The 13,229-nt window shown below is 75.4% G+C and carries 11 protein-coding genes and 1 riboswitch; of the genes, 4 read left to right on the top strand and 7 right to left on the bottom strand.

Translation table 11 applies throughout. The features are described from left to right. The first annotated feature begins 146 nt into the window (after nucleotides 1-146). Nucleotides 147-1,187: a septation protein SepH gene (gene sepH / locus ACGF15_RS10970; protein WP_256525652.1), complete on the top strand. Its 1,041-nt coding sequence runs from the start codon at nucleotides 147-149 to the stop codon at nucleotides 1,185-1,187. A gap of 76 nt (nucleotides 1,188-1,263) precedes the next feature. On the opposite strand, the gene ACGF15_RS10965 is transcribed toward sepH, so the two are convergent. Then, the gene (locus ACGF15_RS10965) at nucleotides 1,264-2,094 is read right to left on the bottom strand and encodes a sulfurtransferase (protein ID WP_392797852.1); all 831 of its coding nucleotides are present in this window, start codon (nucleotides 2,092-2,094) and stop codon (nucleotides 1,264-1,266) included. Nucleotides 2,095-2,351: 257 nt separating this feature from the next. On the opposite strand from ACGF15_RS10965, the gene ACGF15_RS10960 reads away from it, so the two are divergent. Both ACGF15_RS10960 and ACGF15_RS10955 read left to right on the top strand, forming a co-directional pair. Next, nucleotides 2,352-3,125: a VOC family protein gene (locus ACGF15_RS10960; protein WP_392797849.1), complete on the top strand. Its 774-nt coding sequence runs from the start codon at nucleotides 2,352-2,354 to the stop codon at nucleotides 3,123-3,125. A 430-nt stretch (nucleotides 3,126-3,555) separates the two neighbouring features. Further along, nucleotides 3,556-4,482, top strand: a complete 927-nt coding sequence (locus ACGF15_RS10955) for a phosphorothioated DNA-binding restriction endonuclease (RefSeq protein ID WP_345613879.1) — start codon at nucleotides 3,556-3,558, stop codon at nucleotides 4,480-4,482. 48 nt (nucleotides 4,483-4,530) lie between these two features. Here ACGF15_RS10955 and ACGF15_RS10950 read toward each other — a convergent pair whose 3' ends face one another. The 4 genes from ACGF15_RS10950 to ACGF15_RS10935 all read right to left on the bottom strand — a co-directional run bounded on the left by ACGF15_RS10950 (nucleotide 4,531) and on the right by ACGF15_RS10935 (nucleotide 10,369). Beyond that, the gene (locus ACGF15_RS10950; protein ID WP_345613878.1) at nucleotides 4,531-5,181 is read right to left on the bottom strand and encodes a thymidine kinase; all 651 of its coding nucleotides are present in this window, start codon (nucleotides 5,179-5,181) and stop codon (nucleotides 4,531-4,533) included. A 64-nt stretch (nucleotides 5,182-5,245) separates the two neighbouring features. After that, nucleotides 5,246-6,448: a nucleotide pyrophosphatase/phosphodiesterase family protein gene (locus ACGF15_RS10945; protein ID WP_345613877.1), complete on the bottom strand. Its 1,203-nt coding sequence runs from the start codon at nucleotides 6,446-6,448 to the stop codon at nucleotides 5,246-5,248. Beyond that, the gene (locus tag ACGF15_RS10940; protein WP_345613876.1) at nucleotides 6,448-7,032 is read right to left on the bottom strand and encodes a DUF5998 family protein; all 585 of its coding nucleotides are present in this window, start codon (nucleotides 7,030-7,032) and stop codon (nucleotides 6,448-6,450) included. The genes ACGF15_RS10945 and ACGF15_RS10940 overlap by 1 nt, the downstream gene beginning before the upstream one ends. Nucleotides 7,033-7,135: 103 nt before the next feature. Next, the gene (locus ACGF15_RS10935; RefSeq protein WP_392797844.1) at nucleotides 7,136-10,369 is read right to left on the bottom strand and encodes a GNAT family N-acetyltransferase; all 3,234 of its coding nucleotides are present in this window, start codon (nucleotides 10,367-10,369) and stop codon (nucleotides 7,136-7,138) included. Nucleotides 10,370-10,531: 162 nt separating this feature from the next. Here ACGF15_RS10935 and ACGF15_RS10930 point away from each other — a divergent pair, with 162 nt between their 5' ends. Further along, the gene (locus ACGF15_RS10930) at nucleotides 10,532-10,813 is read left to right on the top strand and encodes an HPr family phosphocarrier protein (protein WP_345613875.1); all 282 of its coding nucleotides are present in this window, start codon (nucleotides 10,532-10,534) and stop codon (nucleotides 10,811-10,813) included. Nucleotides 10,814-11,150: 337 nt separating this feature from the next. Here the strand turns inward: ACGF15_RS10930 and ACGF15_RS10925 are convergent, their stop codons facing one another. Together ACGF15_RS10925 and ACGF15_RS10920 are read right to left on the bottom strand one after the other, a co-directional pair. Continuing rightward, nucleotides 11,151-11,828, bottom strand: a complete 678-nt coding sequence (locus ACGF15_RS10925; protein ID WP_345613874.1) for a GntR family transcriptional regulator — start codon at nucleotides 11,826-11,828, stop codon at nucleotides 11,151-11,153. 366 nt (nucleotides 11,829-12,194) lie between these two features. Then, nucleotides 12,195-12,980 (bottom strand): M23 family metallopeptidase, encoded by a 786-nt coding sequence (locus ACGF15_RS10920; RefSeq protein ID WP_345613873.1) that lies wholly within the window; start codon nucleotides 12,978-12,980, stop codon nucleotides 12,195-12,197. A 12-nt stretch (nucleotides 12,981-12,992) separates the two neighbouring features. Continuing rightward, a riboswitch (cyclic di-AMP (ydaO/yuaA leader) is annotated at nucleotides 12,993-13,180 on the bottom strand. Nucleotides 13,181-13,229 lie beyond the last annotated feature (49 nt).

Raw genomic sequence — 13,229 nt, 5'->3', positions numbered from 1 at the left:
CCGTGCCATACCGACGGTAACGGGCCTGTGCCCGACACGCCGGGCAACTCGGCAAGGTTGTGGCAGGCTGCACCCGGGCAGGCCACACTCGACTAGCGGAAGCAGCGACGCAGGTGACGTCGGCAGGCACCACCCGGGAGGTCCCCATGCCCGAACTGCGTGTCGTGGCCGTCTCCAACGACGGCACACGACTGGTGCTCAAGGCTGCGGACAGCACGGAATACACGCTTCCGATCGATGAGCGGCTCAGGGCGGCGGTGCGCAACGACCGCGCCCGGCTCGGCCAGATCGAGATCGAGGTGGAGAGCCATCTCCGCCCCCGGGACATCCAGGCGCGGATACGGGCCGGCGCCTCCGCGGAGGAGGTGGCCCAGCTCGCCGGGATCCCCGTCGAGCGGGTGCGCCGTTTCGAGGGCCCAGTCCTGGCGGAGCGCGCCTTCATGGCCGAACGCGCCCGCAAGACCCCCGTACGGCGGCCCGGCGAGAACACCGGACCGCAGCTCGGCGAGGCGGTGCAGGAGCGGCTGCTGCTGCGCGGCGCGGACCGCGAGAGCGTCCAGTGGGACTCCTGGCGCCGGGACGACGGCACCTGGGAGGTCCTGCTCGTCTACCGGGTGGCCGGTGAACCGCATGCCGCGAGCTGGACCTACGACCCTCCCCGGCGACTCGTCCAGGCCGTGGACGACGAGGCGCGCTCCCTCATCGGGGAGACCGACGACTCCCTCGCCCAGGAGCCGAGCTTCCCGTTCGTGCCGCGTATCGCCCGGCTGCCGCGGGACCGGCCGCTGGACCGGGGGCCGGACCGGCCGGCCGAGCGCGGACCCTCCGCCGAACCGGAGGACGAGGGCGAGCGCGACTCCCTGACCAGCCTGCTGGAGGCCGTGCCCAGTTTCCGCGGGGACATGGTGGTGCCGGAGCGCCCCTCGGAGGAGCCGACGGCGATCGAACTCGAACCCGCGCAGGAGGACGAGGCGGACGAGGAGCAGGTCGCGCCCGCCGCCTCCGCCGGTGCGGGCTCCGCCTACGCGGACGTGCTGATGCCGCGTTCGGTGGCCGGGCACCGGGACCGCCTGACCGGGACGACGGACCGTCAGGCGGAGGCGGACGGCGTCCGGCCCGGCCGCCGGGCGGCGGTCCCGAGCTGGGACGAGATCGTCTTCGGCACCCGGCGCAAGAAGCAGGAGTGAGCACTCCCCGTCCGCGCACCGGTGCGCGGACGGGGATGCGGGCCCGGCCCCGCGCCCTGCGGAGGGGCCCCCGCCGTCATGCCGGAGCGGCGCCCGTCGCCACCGGCCGGGCCGGGTCCCGGGACCACTCGGACCAGGAGCCCGCGTACAACGCCGGGACGAAACCGGCCAGTTCGAGAGCAATGGCCTGCTGGGCGGCCGAGACACCGGAGCCGCAGTACACGCCCACCGTCGCCGTGGCCACCCCCGCTCCGAGCGCCGCGAAGCGGGCCGCCAGCCGCGCCGGGGGCAGAAAACGCCCCGCCTCGTCCAGGTTCTCCCCCGTCGGCGCGGAGACCGCGCCCGGGATGTGCCCCGCGACGGCGTCGATCGGCTCGACCTCGCCCCGGTAGCGCTCCCCCGCACGGGCGTCCAGCAGCAGGCCGGTGCGGGCGCACTCCGCCGCACCGTCGGCGTCCAGCAGCGGGAGTGCACCGGGGCGGGGCGTGAAGTCGCCCTCCGCGGGGACCGGGACGTCCTTCTCCAGGTCGCCCGTCCAGGCGGCCAGGCCGCCGTCGAGGACCCGGACGTCCCTGTGGCCCGACCAGCGCAGCAGCCACCACGCCCGGGCCGCGCCCCACCCCTTGTCCCCGTCGTAGACCACGACGGGGGCGCCCGCGCGGACGCCCGCCCGGCGCATCACCGCGCCGAAGGCCCCGGGGTCCGGCAGCGGGTGCCGGCCTCCCTCGCCGGGCGGCCCCGCGAGATCGGCGTCGAGGTCGACGAAGACGGCTCCCGGGATGTGCCCGGCCTCGTAGGCGGGTCGGCCGTGCGGGCCGCCCAGCTGGTAGCGGACGTCGAGCAGCACCGGCGGCACGGGGCCGGCCAGCTCGGCGGCGAGATCGGCTGCGGAGACGATGGGTGTCATACCGCCATCCTGCCCCACCGCGCACCGGCTTCCGGCCGCCCGGGGACGGCAGGTGGCGCCGGAACGTTCCGCCGGCGTCGGGAACCCGCCAAACACGGCGCGGCCCGGGCGCCCGGCGCCCCCGGTGGTGGCACCATCTGCGCGGGCCCTGACGACCGGCGGCACCGGACCGGCGGCCGGGCCCGGGCGGCACGCCCTCCGCACAACGGCCCGCGCGCCCGCCCCTTGTACGGCCACCACGATGGTCCGAGGAGACGATGACGATGACCGAGGCGACTCGGCACACGCCCGGCGCACCCTGCTGGGTCAGTCTGATGGTGCACGACGTCGAGGCGACGCAGGACTTCTACGCCGCGCTGTTCGGCTGGGAGTTCGAACCGGGTCCCGGGCAACTGGGGCCCTACGTCCGTGCCGTACGCGACGGACGGGAGGTGGCCGGCATCGGGCGGCTGCCCGCCGACCGGGACCTGCCGGTGGCCTGGACCCCGTACCTGTCCACCGCCGACGCGGGCGCCACCTCCGAGGCCGTGCGCAGTTGCGGCGGGACGGTGGGCGTCGGCCCGCTGGACGCGGGCGCCGCGGGGCGCCTGCTCATCGGCGCGGACCCGTCCGGGGCGGTGTTCGGCGCCTGGCAGCGGGCCGCGCACCTCGGGGCGGCGGTCCACGGCGGCCCCGGGACGGCCGTGTGGCACGAACTCCTCACCTGGGACGCCGGGGTGGCCAAGTTCTACGAGATGGTCTTCGGGGTGGAGGCGCGGGCCACCGGGCCCGAGGGGCGGGATCGGGTGACCCTCTTCGCCGACGGGCGGCGCGTGGCGTCGGTGCGCACGGCCGACCGTGCGCTGCTGCGCACCCGGGGACCGTCCTGGATGACCTGGTTCGAGGTGGAGGACGCCGCCGGGGCGGCCCGCCGGGCCGTCGAGCTCGGCGGCAGGATGGACATCCCGCCCGCCCGGGGCGCGGGCGGGGTGGAGGCCACCATCGCGGACCCGGAGGGCGCGGTCCTGTCGGTGGTCCAGCGGCGCACCTGAGCCCGCCGAGGACCGCGCGTCCGCGAGGAAGGGACTCCGGCGGCCGGGTCGCCGACGCGCTGCCCGGACCCGGCACGGACTTCGGGCGCAGGATCCGCGGCTGGCAGCCCGGGCCCCCGACCCTCCCCACGGGGCCCGGCAGGCCCCCGCTCGTTCCAGCGCAGCTCCCTCCGGGGACGCGCGGCCAGAGCCCAGCATCTGCAGAACCGCTGGGCCGGAGGGCGACTCCGGTCGCAGCCGGGCTCCGCTCAGGACCGCGAGTTGCGGCTACGTGGCGGACACCGGCCACAGTGGCCTGCATGCCCCACGCCCGGGCACGCGCACGACGGCTCGTCCCGCCCCACGCGTAGCCGGCCCAGGAGCCTGCCCCGGAAGGGGCTTTGCGAGAATCACGGCGCAGGGTGAAGGGGCTTCGAATACGGGGGGGTCCATGACGCGGGAAGAGCTGCTCAGCGCACTGTCGTCGCTACGGCGGGCGCAGACGGGTGGACGGCGGGCGCCGCACAAACCGCTTCTCGTGCTGTGGCTGCTCGGACGGTTCGCCGAACTCGGGAGCACGGCCGTCTCGTACGACGAGGCCGAGGAGCCGGTCAGCCGGCTGATCAACGACTTCGGGCCGGCCGTCACAAGCCCCTCGCGAGCACGGGAGCGGGCGGCGATGCCGTTCGTGCACCTGGAGCGCCGGGTGTGGGAGCTGCGGGACCGGGACGGACACGTCATCGGCCCCGACGCGCCGGAGCGGGGCAGCGCGCTGCGGGCCCGAGGGGCGCATGGCCGTCTTCGCCCCGATGTCGAGAAGCTGCTGGCCGAACCGGGCACGCTGAGCGCGGCCGTGCGCCTTCTGCTGGAGCAGCATTTCACCCCCACGCTGGAGGGGCCCATCTGCGACGCCGTCGGGCTCGACCTCGCCCCCGGCCTCGACGACAGGGCACACACCTCGGCCGAACGGAAGCGACGCCGGCGTCGGGCCGGGTTCGCCGAGGAGGTGTTGCATGCCTACGCGTACGCCTGCGCGTTCTGCGGCTTCGACGGCGCCCTCGGCCGAAACCCCGTCGGCCTGGAGGCCGCGCACGTACGCTGGCACAGCCTGGACGGCCCCGACGAAGTAGACAACGGCCTGGCCCTGTGCTCCCTGCACCATGCCCTCTTCGACATCGGCGTCCTGGGCCTTCTGCCCGACCTGCGCATCCAGGTCTCCGAGCTGTACGTGGCCCGCGGCCCGGCGGGCCGGGCCGTCGACGGCCTCCACGGGCAACCGGTCGCCGTCCCCCGCCCCGGACGGCCCACCGTCGACCCGCAGTTCGTCCTCTGGCACGGCCGCCAGGTCTTCAAACGCCCCGGCACACAAGCCGCGTAGCCTCGGCGGGCAGGCGGGCGGGCCGGCTGCGGCTCGGTGAGGCGAAGGTCAGTGCGAGGTGACCGGCAGCACGTCGGGCGACAGCGCCGCCGCCCGCGAGGTCGCGCTCGTCATCCGCCTGCGGTGGTGGCGTCGGCACAGCACCTCGTACCCGACCTCCTCCGCGGCCCCGCCCACGTCTCCCACCACCACCTGCTCCCCGTCGACGACCATCTCCCCGCCCACCGTGCGGGCGTTGTGCGTGGCGCGGGCGCCGCACCAGCACATCGCCTCGACCTGGAGGGTCTCGACCCGGTCGGCCAGCTCGATCAGGCGCTGGGAACCCGGGAAGAGCTTGGTGCGGAAGTCGGTGGTGATACCGAAGGCGAACACGTCGAGGTTGAGCTCGTCGACGATCCGGGCGAGCTGGTCGATCTGGTCGGGGACCAGGAACTGGGCCTCGTCCACGATGACGTAGTCGGTCTTGCCGCCGCGCGACATGAGATCCACGACGAAGGCGTAGAGGTCCAGCGCAGGCGTCGCCTCGACCGCCTCGGTGACCAGGCCCAGCCGGGACGACAGCTTGCCCGCGCCCGCCCGGTCGTCCCGGGTGAAGATCATGCCCTGCAGGCCCCGGGCCGAGCGGTTGTGCTCGATCTGGAGCGCGAGGGTGGACTTCCCGCAGTCCATCGTTCCGGAGAAGAACACCAGCTCGGGCATGAGGGGACGACGGCCTTTCGGGTCTGCGGAGGGGGGTGCGGCGGCGAGGGGACGGGGCGGCGGGTCAGGTACGGACTTCGAGGAGGGGCACCAGCTGCTCGACGGGGGTCATCGAGCCGTGCATGCCGACCATCGCGGACTCGTGCGGCTCCCCCACCGAGGCGGTGATCACGACGTCCTCACAGGCCGCGGCGACGACATCGCCGATGCGGCCGAGGACCCGGCCGTCCACGCGGGGGCCGAACCAGCCCGCGGCCACGGCCTCGTCCCGGCCGGCGACCCAGAACCGGTCGCCCAGCACCTCCTGCCAGACGGCCAGCACGTCCGCCTCGGCTCCGGGCACCGCGTACACATGGCGGGCACGCCCCTCACCACCGAGCAGGGCCACTCCGGCGCGCAGCTCCCAGTCCTCGTCGAAGTCGATCCGCGACTCCTCGTCGAAGGCGATGTCGATCATGCCGTGGTCCGCGGTGACGTACAGGGCGGAGCGCGGCGGCAGCTGCTCGGCCAGCCGCTGGGCGAGCCGGTCCACGTACATCAGCTGGCCGCGCCAGGCGTCGGAGTCCACCCCGAAGCGGTGCCCCTTGCCGTCGACCTCGCTGTAGTACGTGTAGACGAGGGAGCGGTCCCCGGCGGCGAGCTGCTCGGCCGCGAGGTCCATGCGCTCCTCGCCGGTCAGCCGCCCGTGGAACGTTCCTCCGCTGAGCGCGACCCGGGTGAGCGGGGTGTGCTCGAAGGCGGGCGAGGACACCTGCGCCGTATGGACGCCCGCCGCGTCGGCCAGCCGGAAGACCGTGGGGTGGGGCTGCCATGCGTGCGGGTCGGTCCACGGCTTCCAGCGGAGCTGGTTCATCAGCTCGCCCGTGTCGGGGTTGCGGGCCGTGTAGCCGGGCAGGCCGTGGCGGCCGGGTTCGGTGCCGGTGCCGACGGAGGCGAGGGAGGTGGCGGTCGTCGCCGGGAACCCGGCCGTGATCGGCCGTCCCGTGCCGCCCCGCGACCCGCCGAGCAGCGAGGTCAGGAACGGGGCCTCGTCGGGGTGGGACCTGATCTGCTCCCAGCCGAGGCCGTCGACGAGGAACACGCAGTTGCGGTCCGCGGGGGCCAGCTCCCGGATGCGCGGCTCGAAACCGGGTACCGACTGCCCCGCGGCGAGCGTCGGCAGGAGGTCCGCCAGGGATCCGGTGCCGTACTCGGGCACCGGGGCCCCGTCGAGCGGCAGCGGGGCGGGCTCGTCCGGCCAGAGTGCGCTGTGCGCGGGCTGGACCATCAGCGGGTGGCCGCCGTGGCCTCGGAGATCGCCTGGGCGAAGGCGAGGGTCTGGCGGACGGTGTCGGGGCCGTCGCCGGCCTCGCTCACCCGCAGGCTCAGGTCGTCGGCGGTGGTGCTGCCGGTGTAGCCGTGGTCGGCCTCGCAGTTGGGGTCGCCGCAGGCGGCGGGTTCGAGGTCGATCCGGGAGACCGCGCCCCAGCCGATGGTCAGCACGACCTCGCGGGGCAGGGTGCCCGGGGTGTACGACTCGGGGTTGGAGACGACGCGGCTGACGACGACGGAGGAGATCCGGTCGAGCTTCACCGACTCCGTGGACGTGGTGGCGTACGGGGTGGGCGAGTCGGAGTCGGCGGCCTGCTCGTCGGTGTGGCTGACGATGAAGCGCTTGCCCGTCAGCACGAGGACGGTGACATGGCGGCGGACCTCGTTGGCGTCGAAGGTCGTCTCCTGGTGCACGAGGTACGAGGAGATCGCCTCCCCGCCGACGGCGGCCTCCACCGCCTCGGCCACGAGGGCCGGGTAGTAGCCGCTGCGCTCGATCGCCGCGCGCAGCCCCTGGGTCGTCGTGCCGGTCTTCGCCATGCCGTCCATCCTAAGGGGCCGGGCGGACCCCGTTGGCGCCCCGCCGGATCCCGCGGTCCGGGGCCGCCCGGTGGCGGCGGACCCCGGGCCGGGCCCTGTGGCGTCAGTAGCTGGGAAGGCTGCGCGGCCCCAGGTCGGTGCGGGCGGGCGGCGGCGCCAGCCGGACGGAGGCGTCGAGCACCGACAGGCCGTGCGGCGACACGACGACCGGTTCCAGGGAGACGGACACGATCTCCGGGTGGTCGTCGACCAGCCGCGACACCCGCAGCAGAAGCCCCTCCAGAGCGGCCGTGTCCACCGGGGCCGCGCCCCGCCAGCCGAACAGCAGGGGGGCGGTGCGGATGCTGCGGATCTGCTCGGCCGCGTCGCGGTCGGTCACCGGGACCAGGCGGTGGGCGGTGTCGCCGAGGAGTTCGGAGGGAGCCCCGGCGAGTCCGAAGGACAGCACGGAGCCCACCGCCGGGTCGATGGCGGCCCGCACGACGGTGTCCACGCCGCGCGGCACCATGGCCTGGACGACGGGCTGGAGCTCGGCCGCCCGGCCGAGTGCGTCGGTCAGCTCCTCGTACGCCTGGCGCAGCTGCCCCTCGTCGGCGAGGTCCAGGCGGACTCCGCCGAGGTCGGCGCGGTGCCGCAGGTGCGGCGCGGTGGTCTTCAGGGCCACCGGGTAGCCGAGGCGGGCCGCGGCGTCCGCGGCCGAGTCGGGGTCGGAGGCGGGCAGGGCGTGCCGCACGGCGATGCCGTAGTGGGCGAGCAGCGCCCGGGCGTCCGCGGGGGCGAGGCTGAAGCCGCGGTGGTCGCCCTCCCGGTCCAGAAGCGCCTCGATCAGTGCGGCCGCGGCGCCCTCGTCGACGTCCTCGTACTCGGGGACACGGCCCGGCTCGGCGGCCTGGCGGCGCCACTCGGCGTACCGGGCGGCCTCGGCCAGGGCGCGCACCGCTCGCTCGGCGGCGGGGTAGGCGGGGATCCGCCACACGGTCGGCGCGTATCCGGGGACGGCGGGGCGGGAGACGTCCGCGGGGCGGGAGGCGTCCGGGGTGCGGGAGGCGTCCGGGGTGCGGGGGGCGTCCGCGGGGCGTTGCGCGTTCTGCGGGCTCCGAGCGCTCCCCGTGTCCGCCGCGCGCGGGGCCGTGCCGTCCCCGCCGGCCGCGCGGGGAGCGGCGGTGTCCGGGGCGGGCGGCCGGCGGTCGGTGCGCAGGCGGCCGAGCCAGGAGCGGGCGCCGAGCGGACGGTGGCGGGGGTGGGCGCCGGTGGTGCCGGTCCCCTGGCCGGCCACCGGTCCGCCGCCGTCACTGCTGCCGTCGCCGCCGCCGTCGCCATCGCTGTTGGCGTCGCCTCCGGCGGGTTCCGCGGCGGCCGGGCGGGGCTCGGGAGCCACGGGGCGGCTGCCGGGGGCGGTCGCGTCCGGTTCCGGGCCGCCCGGGGGCGCAGCGGGCTCCGGCCGGGCGCGCGGCCTGGTGCGGGTGGCCGCCGACAGGGCGTCGGCCAGGGCGCCCATCTCCACATGGACCACGGCGACCGGCTTGGCCGGGCCCGCGGCCGCCGCGTCGGTGAGGGCCTCCGCGAGGACCTCGCCGTCGCCGGATCCGCCGTCGCCGGGCTCGGTGGCACCGGGCTCCTCCACCCAGGGGATGGCGGTGACGATGACCGCGTCGCAGGCGCCGTCGTCGAGGGCGGTGGCAAGGGCGGCGCGGAAGTCGGCCGGGGTCGCCGAGGTGGTGAGGTCGACGGGCGGCAGGGGGCGCAGGCCCTCGGTGAGGCAGGCGTCGTAGGCGAGCAGGCCCAGCGACTCCGAGTTGCCGAGGATCGCCACCCTCGGTCCGGCGGGCAGCGGCTGGCCCGCCAGCAGCAGCCCCGCGTCCACGAGCTCGGTCACCGTGTCGACGCGGATGACGCCCGCCTGGCGCAGCAGGGCGCCGACCGTGGCGTCCGGGATCCGGGTCGCGGGGACGGCGTGGCCGGGCGGCGCGCTCCCGGTGTGCCGCGCGCCCTTGACCGCGACCACCGGCTTGACCGCGGCCGTGCGGCGGGCGAGCCGGGTGAACTTGCGGGGGTTGCCGATCGACTCCAGGTAGAGGAGGACCACGTCGGTCCCGGGGTCCTCGTGCCAGTACTGGAGGATGTCGTTGCCGGAGACGTCCGCGCGGTTGCCCGCGGAGATGAAGGAGGACAGCCCCGCACCGCGCCGGTGCAGACCGGCGAGCAGCGCGATGCCGATCGCACCGGACTGGGTGAAGAGGCCGATCCGCCCCGGGGCGGGTGACCGGGGGGCCAGCGAGGCGTTGAGGCGGACCTCCTCGGCGGTGTTGATGATCCCGAAGGCGTTGGGGCCGATGATCCTCATGCCGTACGAGCGGGCCTGGCGCACGAGTTCGCGCTGGCGTTCCCGCCCTTCGGCGCCGCTCTCGGCATACCCCGCGCTGAGCACCACCAGCCCCTGGGCGCCGTGCTCACCGCAGTCGGCGACCGCCTCGGGGACGCGCTCCGCGGGGACGGCGACGACCGCGAGGTCCACCGGCTCGCCGATCTCGCCCAGCGACCGGACCGCAGCGACGCCGTCGACCGTGCGCAGGTCCTCGGGGAAGGCACGGTTGACGGCGTGGAGGCGGCCGGTGAAGCCGGAGGCCAGCAGGTTGCCCAGCGTGGTCCGGCCCACCCCGCCGGGACGGCGGCTCACGCCGACCACGGCCACCGAGCGGGGGGCGAGCAGCCGCTGCACGGAGCGCGCCTCGGCGCGCAGCTCGCGCCCGCGCTGGACGGCGAGGGACTTCGCGGTGGGTTCCAGGTCGAGAGTGAGATGGACGGAGCCGTCCTCGAAGCTGCGCCGCTGGGTGTAGCCCGCGTCCCGGAAGACCTTGATCATCTTGGTGTTGGCGGGCAGGACCTCGGCCGTGAAGCGGCGGATGTCCCGCTCCCGGGCGACGGCGGCGATGTGCTCCAGGAGCGCGGAGGCCACCCCCCGGCCCTGGTGGGCGTCCTGGACCAGGAAGGCGACCTCGGCCGAGTCGGCCGGGTAGGCGGCCGGACGGCCCCGCTCGTCGACGCGGTCGTAGCGGACCGTCGCGATGAACTCGTCCCCCGCGGCCATGGCCAGGCCCACCCGGTCCACGTAGTCGTGGTGGGTGAAGCGGTGCACGTCCCTGTCGGACAGGCGGGGATAGGGGGCGAAGAAGCGGTAGTACTTCGACTCGTCGGAGACCTGCTCGTAGAAGCTGACGAGCCGGTCGGCGTCGGCGGGGGTGATGGGTCTGATGCGGGCCGTCCCGCCGTCGCGCAGCACGACGTCGGCTTCCCAGTGGTCGGGGTAGGCGTGCTCCGGCTCGGTCCGCGTGGGCATGGGCCAAGCGTACGGCGGTACCTGCGCTCGCGTACCGGGGCGGCCGGGGGCAGGCTGAGGCCCGTCCGCCCCTTGACCGGGAGGGCTCCCGCCCCGGCGGGGGCACGCCGGACCGTATGCCACACTGGTCTAGACAACCCGTAGCACTCGAAGGGCAACACCATGGCTGAGCGTCGCGTCAATGTCGGCTGGGCCGAGGGCCTCCACGCCCGCCCCGCGTCCATCTTCGTCCGTGCCGCCACGGCCTCCGGGGTCCCCGTGACCATCGCCAAGGCGGACGGCGCCCCGGTCAACGCCGCCTCGATGCTGGCCGTGCTGGGGCTCGGCGCCAAGGGCGGCGAGGAGATCGTGCTCGCCTCCGAGGCCACCGACGCCGACGCCGCGCTCGACCGCCTGGCCAAGCTGGTCGCCGAGGGCCTCGACGAGCTGCCCGAGACGGTCTGACCGCAGCGGGCGGCCCCGGCGGCCGTCCGCACGTCCGCGCCCGGTGAGCCGCGGCACCCCGGAGGGTGCCGCGGCTCACTGCCGGTCCGGGCCGCCCTGCGGTGCGCACACCTCCGTGGTCCGCCGGGTCCGGGGGTCCCTCCACCGTCCACCGCCGGCGCGGATACCGGCCGGCCGCCGCACGCGGCACCGCAATTCCCCGGATGAATTCCCCCGCGATCCAGGGCCGTGAATTCATGCGAAGCAACGCACCCGGCGCGACGGAAATACACGCAATTCCGGGAGGGCATCGCAAGGACGCCCCTCCCCCGTCACCCCTTTGTATACGGACCTCGTGTTACGTGCGGACGCGTTCGGTGTTTACGGAATGTTGCGAGGTCCTCACGGGCTCCACGCGGCGGAGCCGGTGGGCCGCTGCGGACCGCTCCGCGTGCAGGGCCGTCAGGGCGCGGGCGCGCTCCACGTCGCCCCGGGCGACCGCGTCCACGATGGCGCCGTGCTCCACCCACTCCTCGACGGGTGCCGCCGCGGGCTCGACCGCGTACATCCACGCCACCTTGTGGCGCAGCTGGGTCAGCAGGGCGATCAGCCCGGGGCTCGCGCTGGCCTGGGCGAGCGTCTCGTGGAACCAGGTGCCGAGGGACCTGAGATCCTCGCCCTGACCGCGCCGGGCGCGGTCCTGCCCCAGCCGGACCAGGCCCCTCAGGACCCTCAGATGCGCCTCGCTGCGCCGCTGGGCCGCACGGGCCGCGCCGAGGGGCTCCAGCAGGGTGCGGACCTCCAGCAGGTCGGCGGCCTCCTGCTCGGTGGGCTCGCAGACATGCGCCCCGGCGTGCCGCCGGGTCACCACGAACCCCTCCGACTCAAGGGTCCGCAGGGCCTCGCGGACAGGGACGCGGGAGACGCCGTAGCGGCGGGCGAGCTGCTCCTCGGTCAGGCGGCTGCCGCGCCGGAAGACGCCGGAGACGATGTCGTCGCGAATAGCCGTGCATACAGAGTGCGCGGGAATGCGCATGACCGAACCTCCGCCGTATCCGCACGAAACCAGCGCCGGCTGACGCGTGTCCCGTGACTCTATTCCAGTCGGCGGGGTTTTCCGAAGGGCGACCGGAATCCACACATAATCTTCTGGCCTTTTGGCCGGAATCGGTGGAACAGTCGGCCGCGACGGCGGAGGCCCTCCCCGCGAGGGACGGGAGGACCCCCGCCGAGGGGACACCGGACGGGTGAAGGCAGGGGCACGGGTGAGGGCCGGGACACGGATCCGGCCCAGACCGCCGCGGGCCGGAGGGGCCGTCCGCGGTGCGGACCGCCCGGCGCACGGGGACGGGACGGCGGCCCGGTGCGGGCGGCCCACCCGGACGGGGCGGGCCGCAGGGGGTCAGACGCCGACGCCGTGGGAGCGGAGGTAGGCGACGGGGTCGATGTCGGAGCCGTACTCCGCCGTCGTCCGCGCCTCGAAGTGCAGGTGCGGGCCGGTGGAGTTGCCGGTGGAGCCGGAGAGGCCGATCTGCTGGCCCGGCGCGACCCGCTGGCCCACCCCGACGCCGACGGAGGACAGGTGCCCGTACTGGGTGAAGGTGCCGTCGTCCATCCGGATCACCACGTTGTTGCCGTACGCGCCGCCCCAGCCGGCCTCGACGACGGTGCCGGCGCCGACGGCGACCACGGAGCTGCCCATCGGGGCCCGGAAGTCGACACCGGAGTGGCTGCCCGAGGACCACAGGGCGCCGCCGGCCTGGTAGCCGGTGGTCACATGGGAGCCCGCCACCGGGAGGCGGTAGGCGTTCAGGCGCTTGCGCTCGGCCTCACGGGCGGCGCGCTCCTCGGCCTCGCGCAGCTCCCTGGCGCGCTCCTCGGCCCGGCGCTCGGCCTCGGCCCGGGCCTTGGCGGCGGCGCGCCGCTTCGCCGCGGCCTCCTCGGCGGCCTCGCGCTGCGCGGCGGCCTGGTCGGCTATCTCGTCGGCGAGCGAGGTCTCCACGGAGATGACCTGCGTCAGACCGGTGTCCTCGGGGGTGGCCGCCAGGGGCTCGGCCGCGAGGGCCGGGGAGGCGAGACCGCCCACGACGCCGGTGGTGGCGAGCGTGGCGGCACCGGCGAGGCTCGCGGTCCTGCGCGTCAGGCGGCTCGGGGCACGATGCTTCCCGGTGGCACGGGTGAACGCCATGGAGAGGCGGATCCTTTCCTTCCGTCTCGCCTACCGGGTTAGCTGACGGGTTCGGAGCAGGAAGGTCTCCTACGGGCGCCTCCGCGGACGAAGGCCCCCGATTCACCCCAGGGAGAACGCTCCGCCGCCCTCCACGGGCGGGGAGTTGGGTCCCCGGCTCCCCGGGCTCACACCCTGCGGGGACTCGGCGATGACTGTCCGGTGCCGCCGGTGCGGCAGGTACGGGGCGGACAGCCGGACCGACGCTAG

The organism is Streptomyces sp. NPDC048001, from assembly GCF_043203115.1.
Classification (GTDB): domain Bacteria; phylum Actinomycetota; class Actinomycetes; order Streptomycetales; family Streptomycetaceae; genus Streptomyces; species Streptomyces sanyensis.
Note: the sequence above shows the minus strand (reverse complement) of the source record. Positions and strands in the feature narration are given on the sequence as shown.

Bases quoted from the DNA above. Each gene is read 5' to 3' on its own strand.
- sepH (WP_256525652.1), top strand. From the start codon at position 147: ATGCCCGAACTGCGTGTCGTGGCCGTCTCCAACGACGGCACACGACTG.
- ACGF15_RS10965 (WP_392797852.1), bottom strand. From the start codon at position 2,094: ATGACACCCATCGTCTCCGCAGCCGATCTCGCCGCCGAGCTGGCCGGC.
- ACGF15_RS10960 (WP_392797849.1), top strand. From the start codon at position 2,352: ATGACGATGACCGAGGCGACTCGGCACACGCCCGGCGCACCCTGCTGG.
- ACGF15_RS10955 (WP_345613879.1), top strand. From the start codon at position 3,556: ATGACGCGGGAAGAGCTGCTCAGCGCACTGTCGTCGCTACGGCGGGCG.
- ACGF15_RS10950 (WP_345613878.1), bottom strand. From the start codon at position 5,181: ATGCCCGAGCTGGTGTTCTTCTCCGGAACGATGGACTGCGGGAAGTCC.
- ACGF15_RS10945 (WP_345613877.1), bottom strand. From the start codon at position 6,448: ATGGTCCAGCCCGCGCACAGCGCACTCTGGCCGGACGAGCCCGCCCCG.
- ACGF15_RS10940 (WP_345613876.1), bottom strand. From the start codon at position 7,032: ATGGCGAAGACCGGCACGACGACCCAGGGGCTGCGCGCGGCGATCGAG.
- ACGF15_RS10935 (WP_392797844.1), bottom strand. From the start codon at position 10,369: ATGCCCACGCGGACCGAGCCGGAGCACGCCTACCCCGACCACTGGGAA.
- ACGF15_RS10930 (WP_345613875.1), top strand. From the start codon at position 10,532: ATGGCTGAGCGTCGCGTCAATGTCGGCTGGGCCGAGGGCCTCCACGCC.
- ACGF15_RS10925 (WP_345613874.1), bottom strand. From the start codon at position 11,828: ATGCGCATTCCCGCGCACTCTGTATGCACGGCTATTCGCGACGACATC.
- ACGF15_RS10920 (WP_345613873.1), bottom strand. From the start codon at position 12,980: ATGGCGTTCACCCGTGCCACCGGGAAGCATCGTGCCCCGAGCCGCCTG.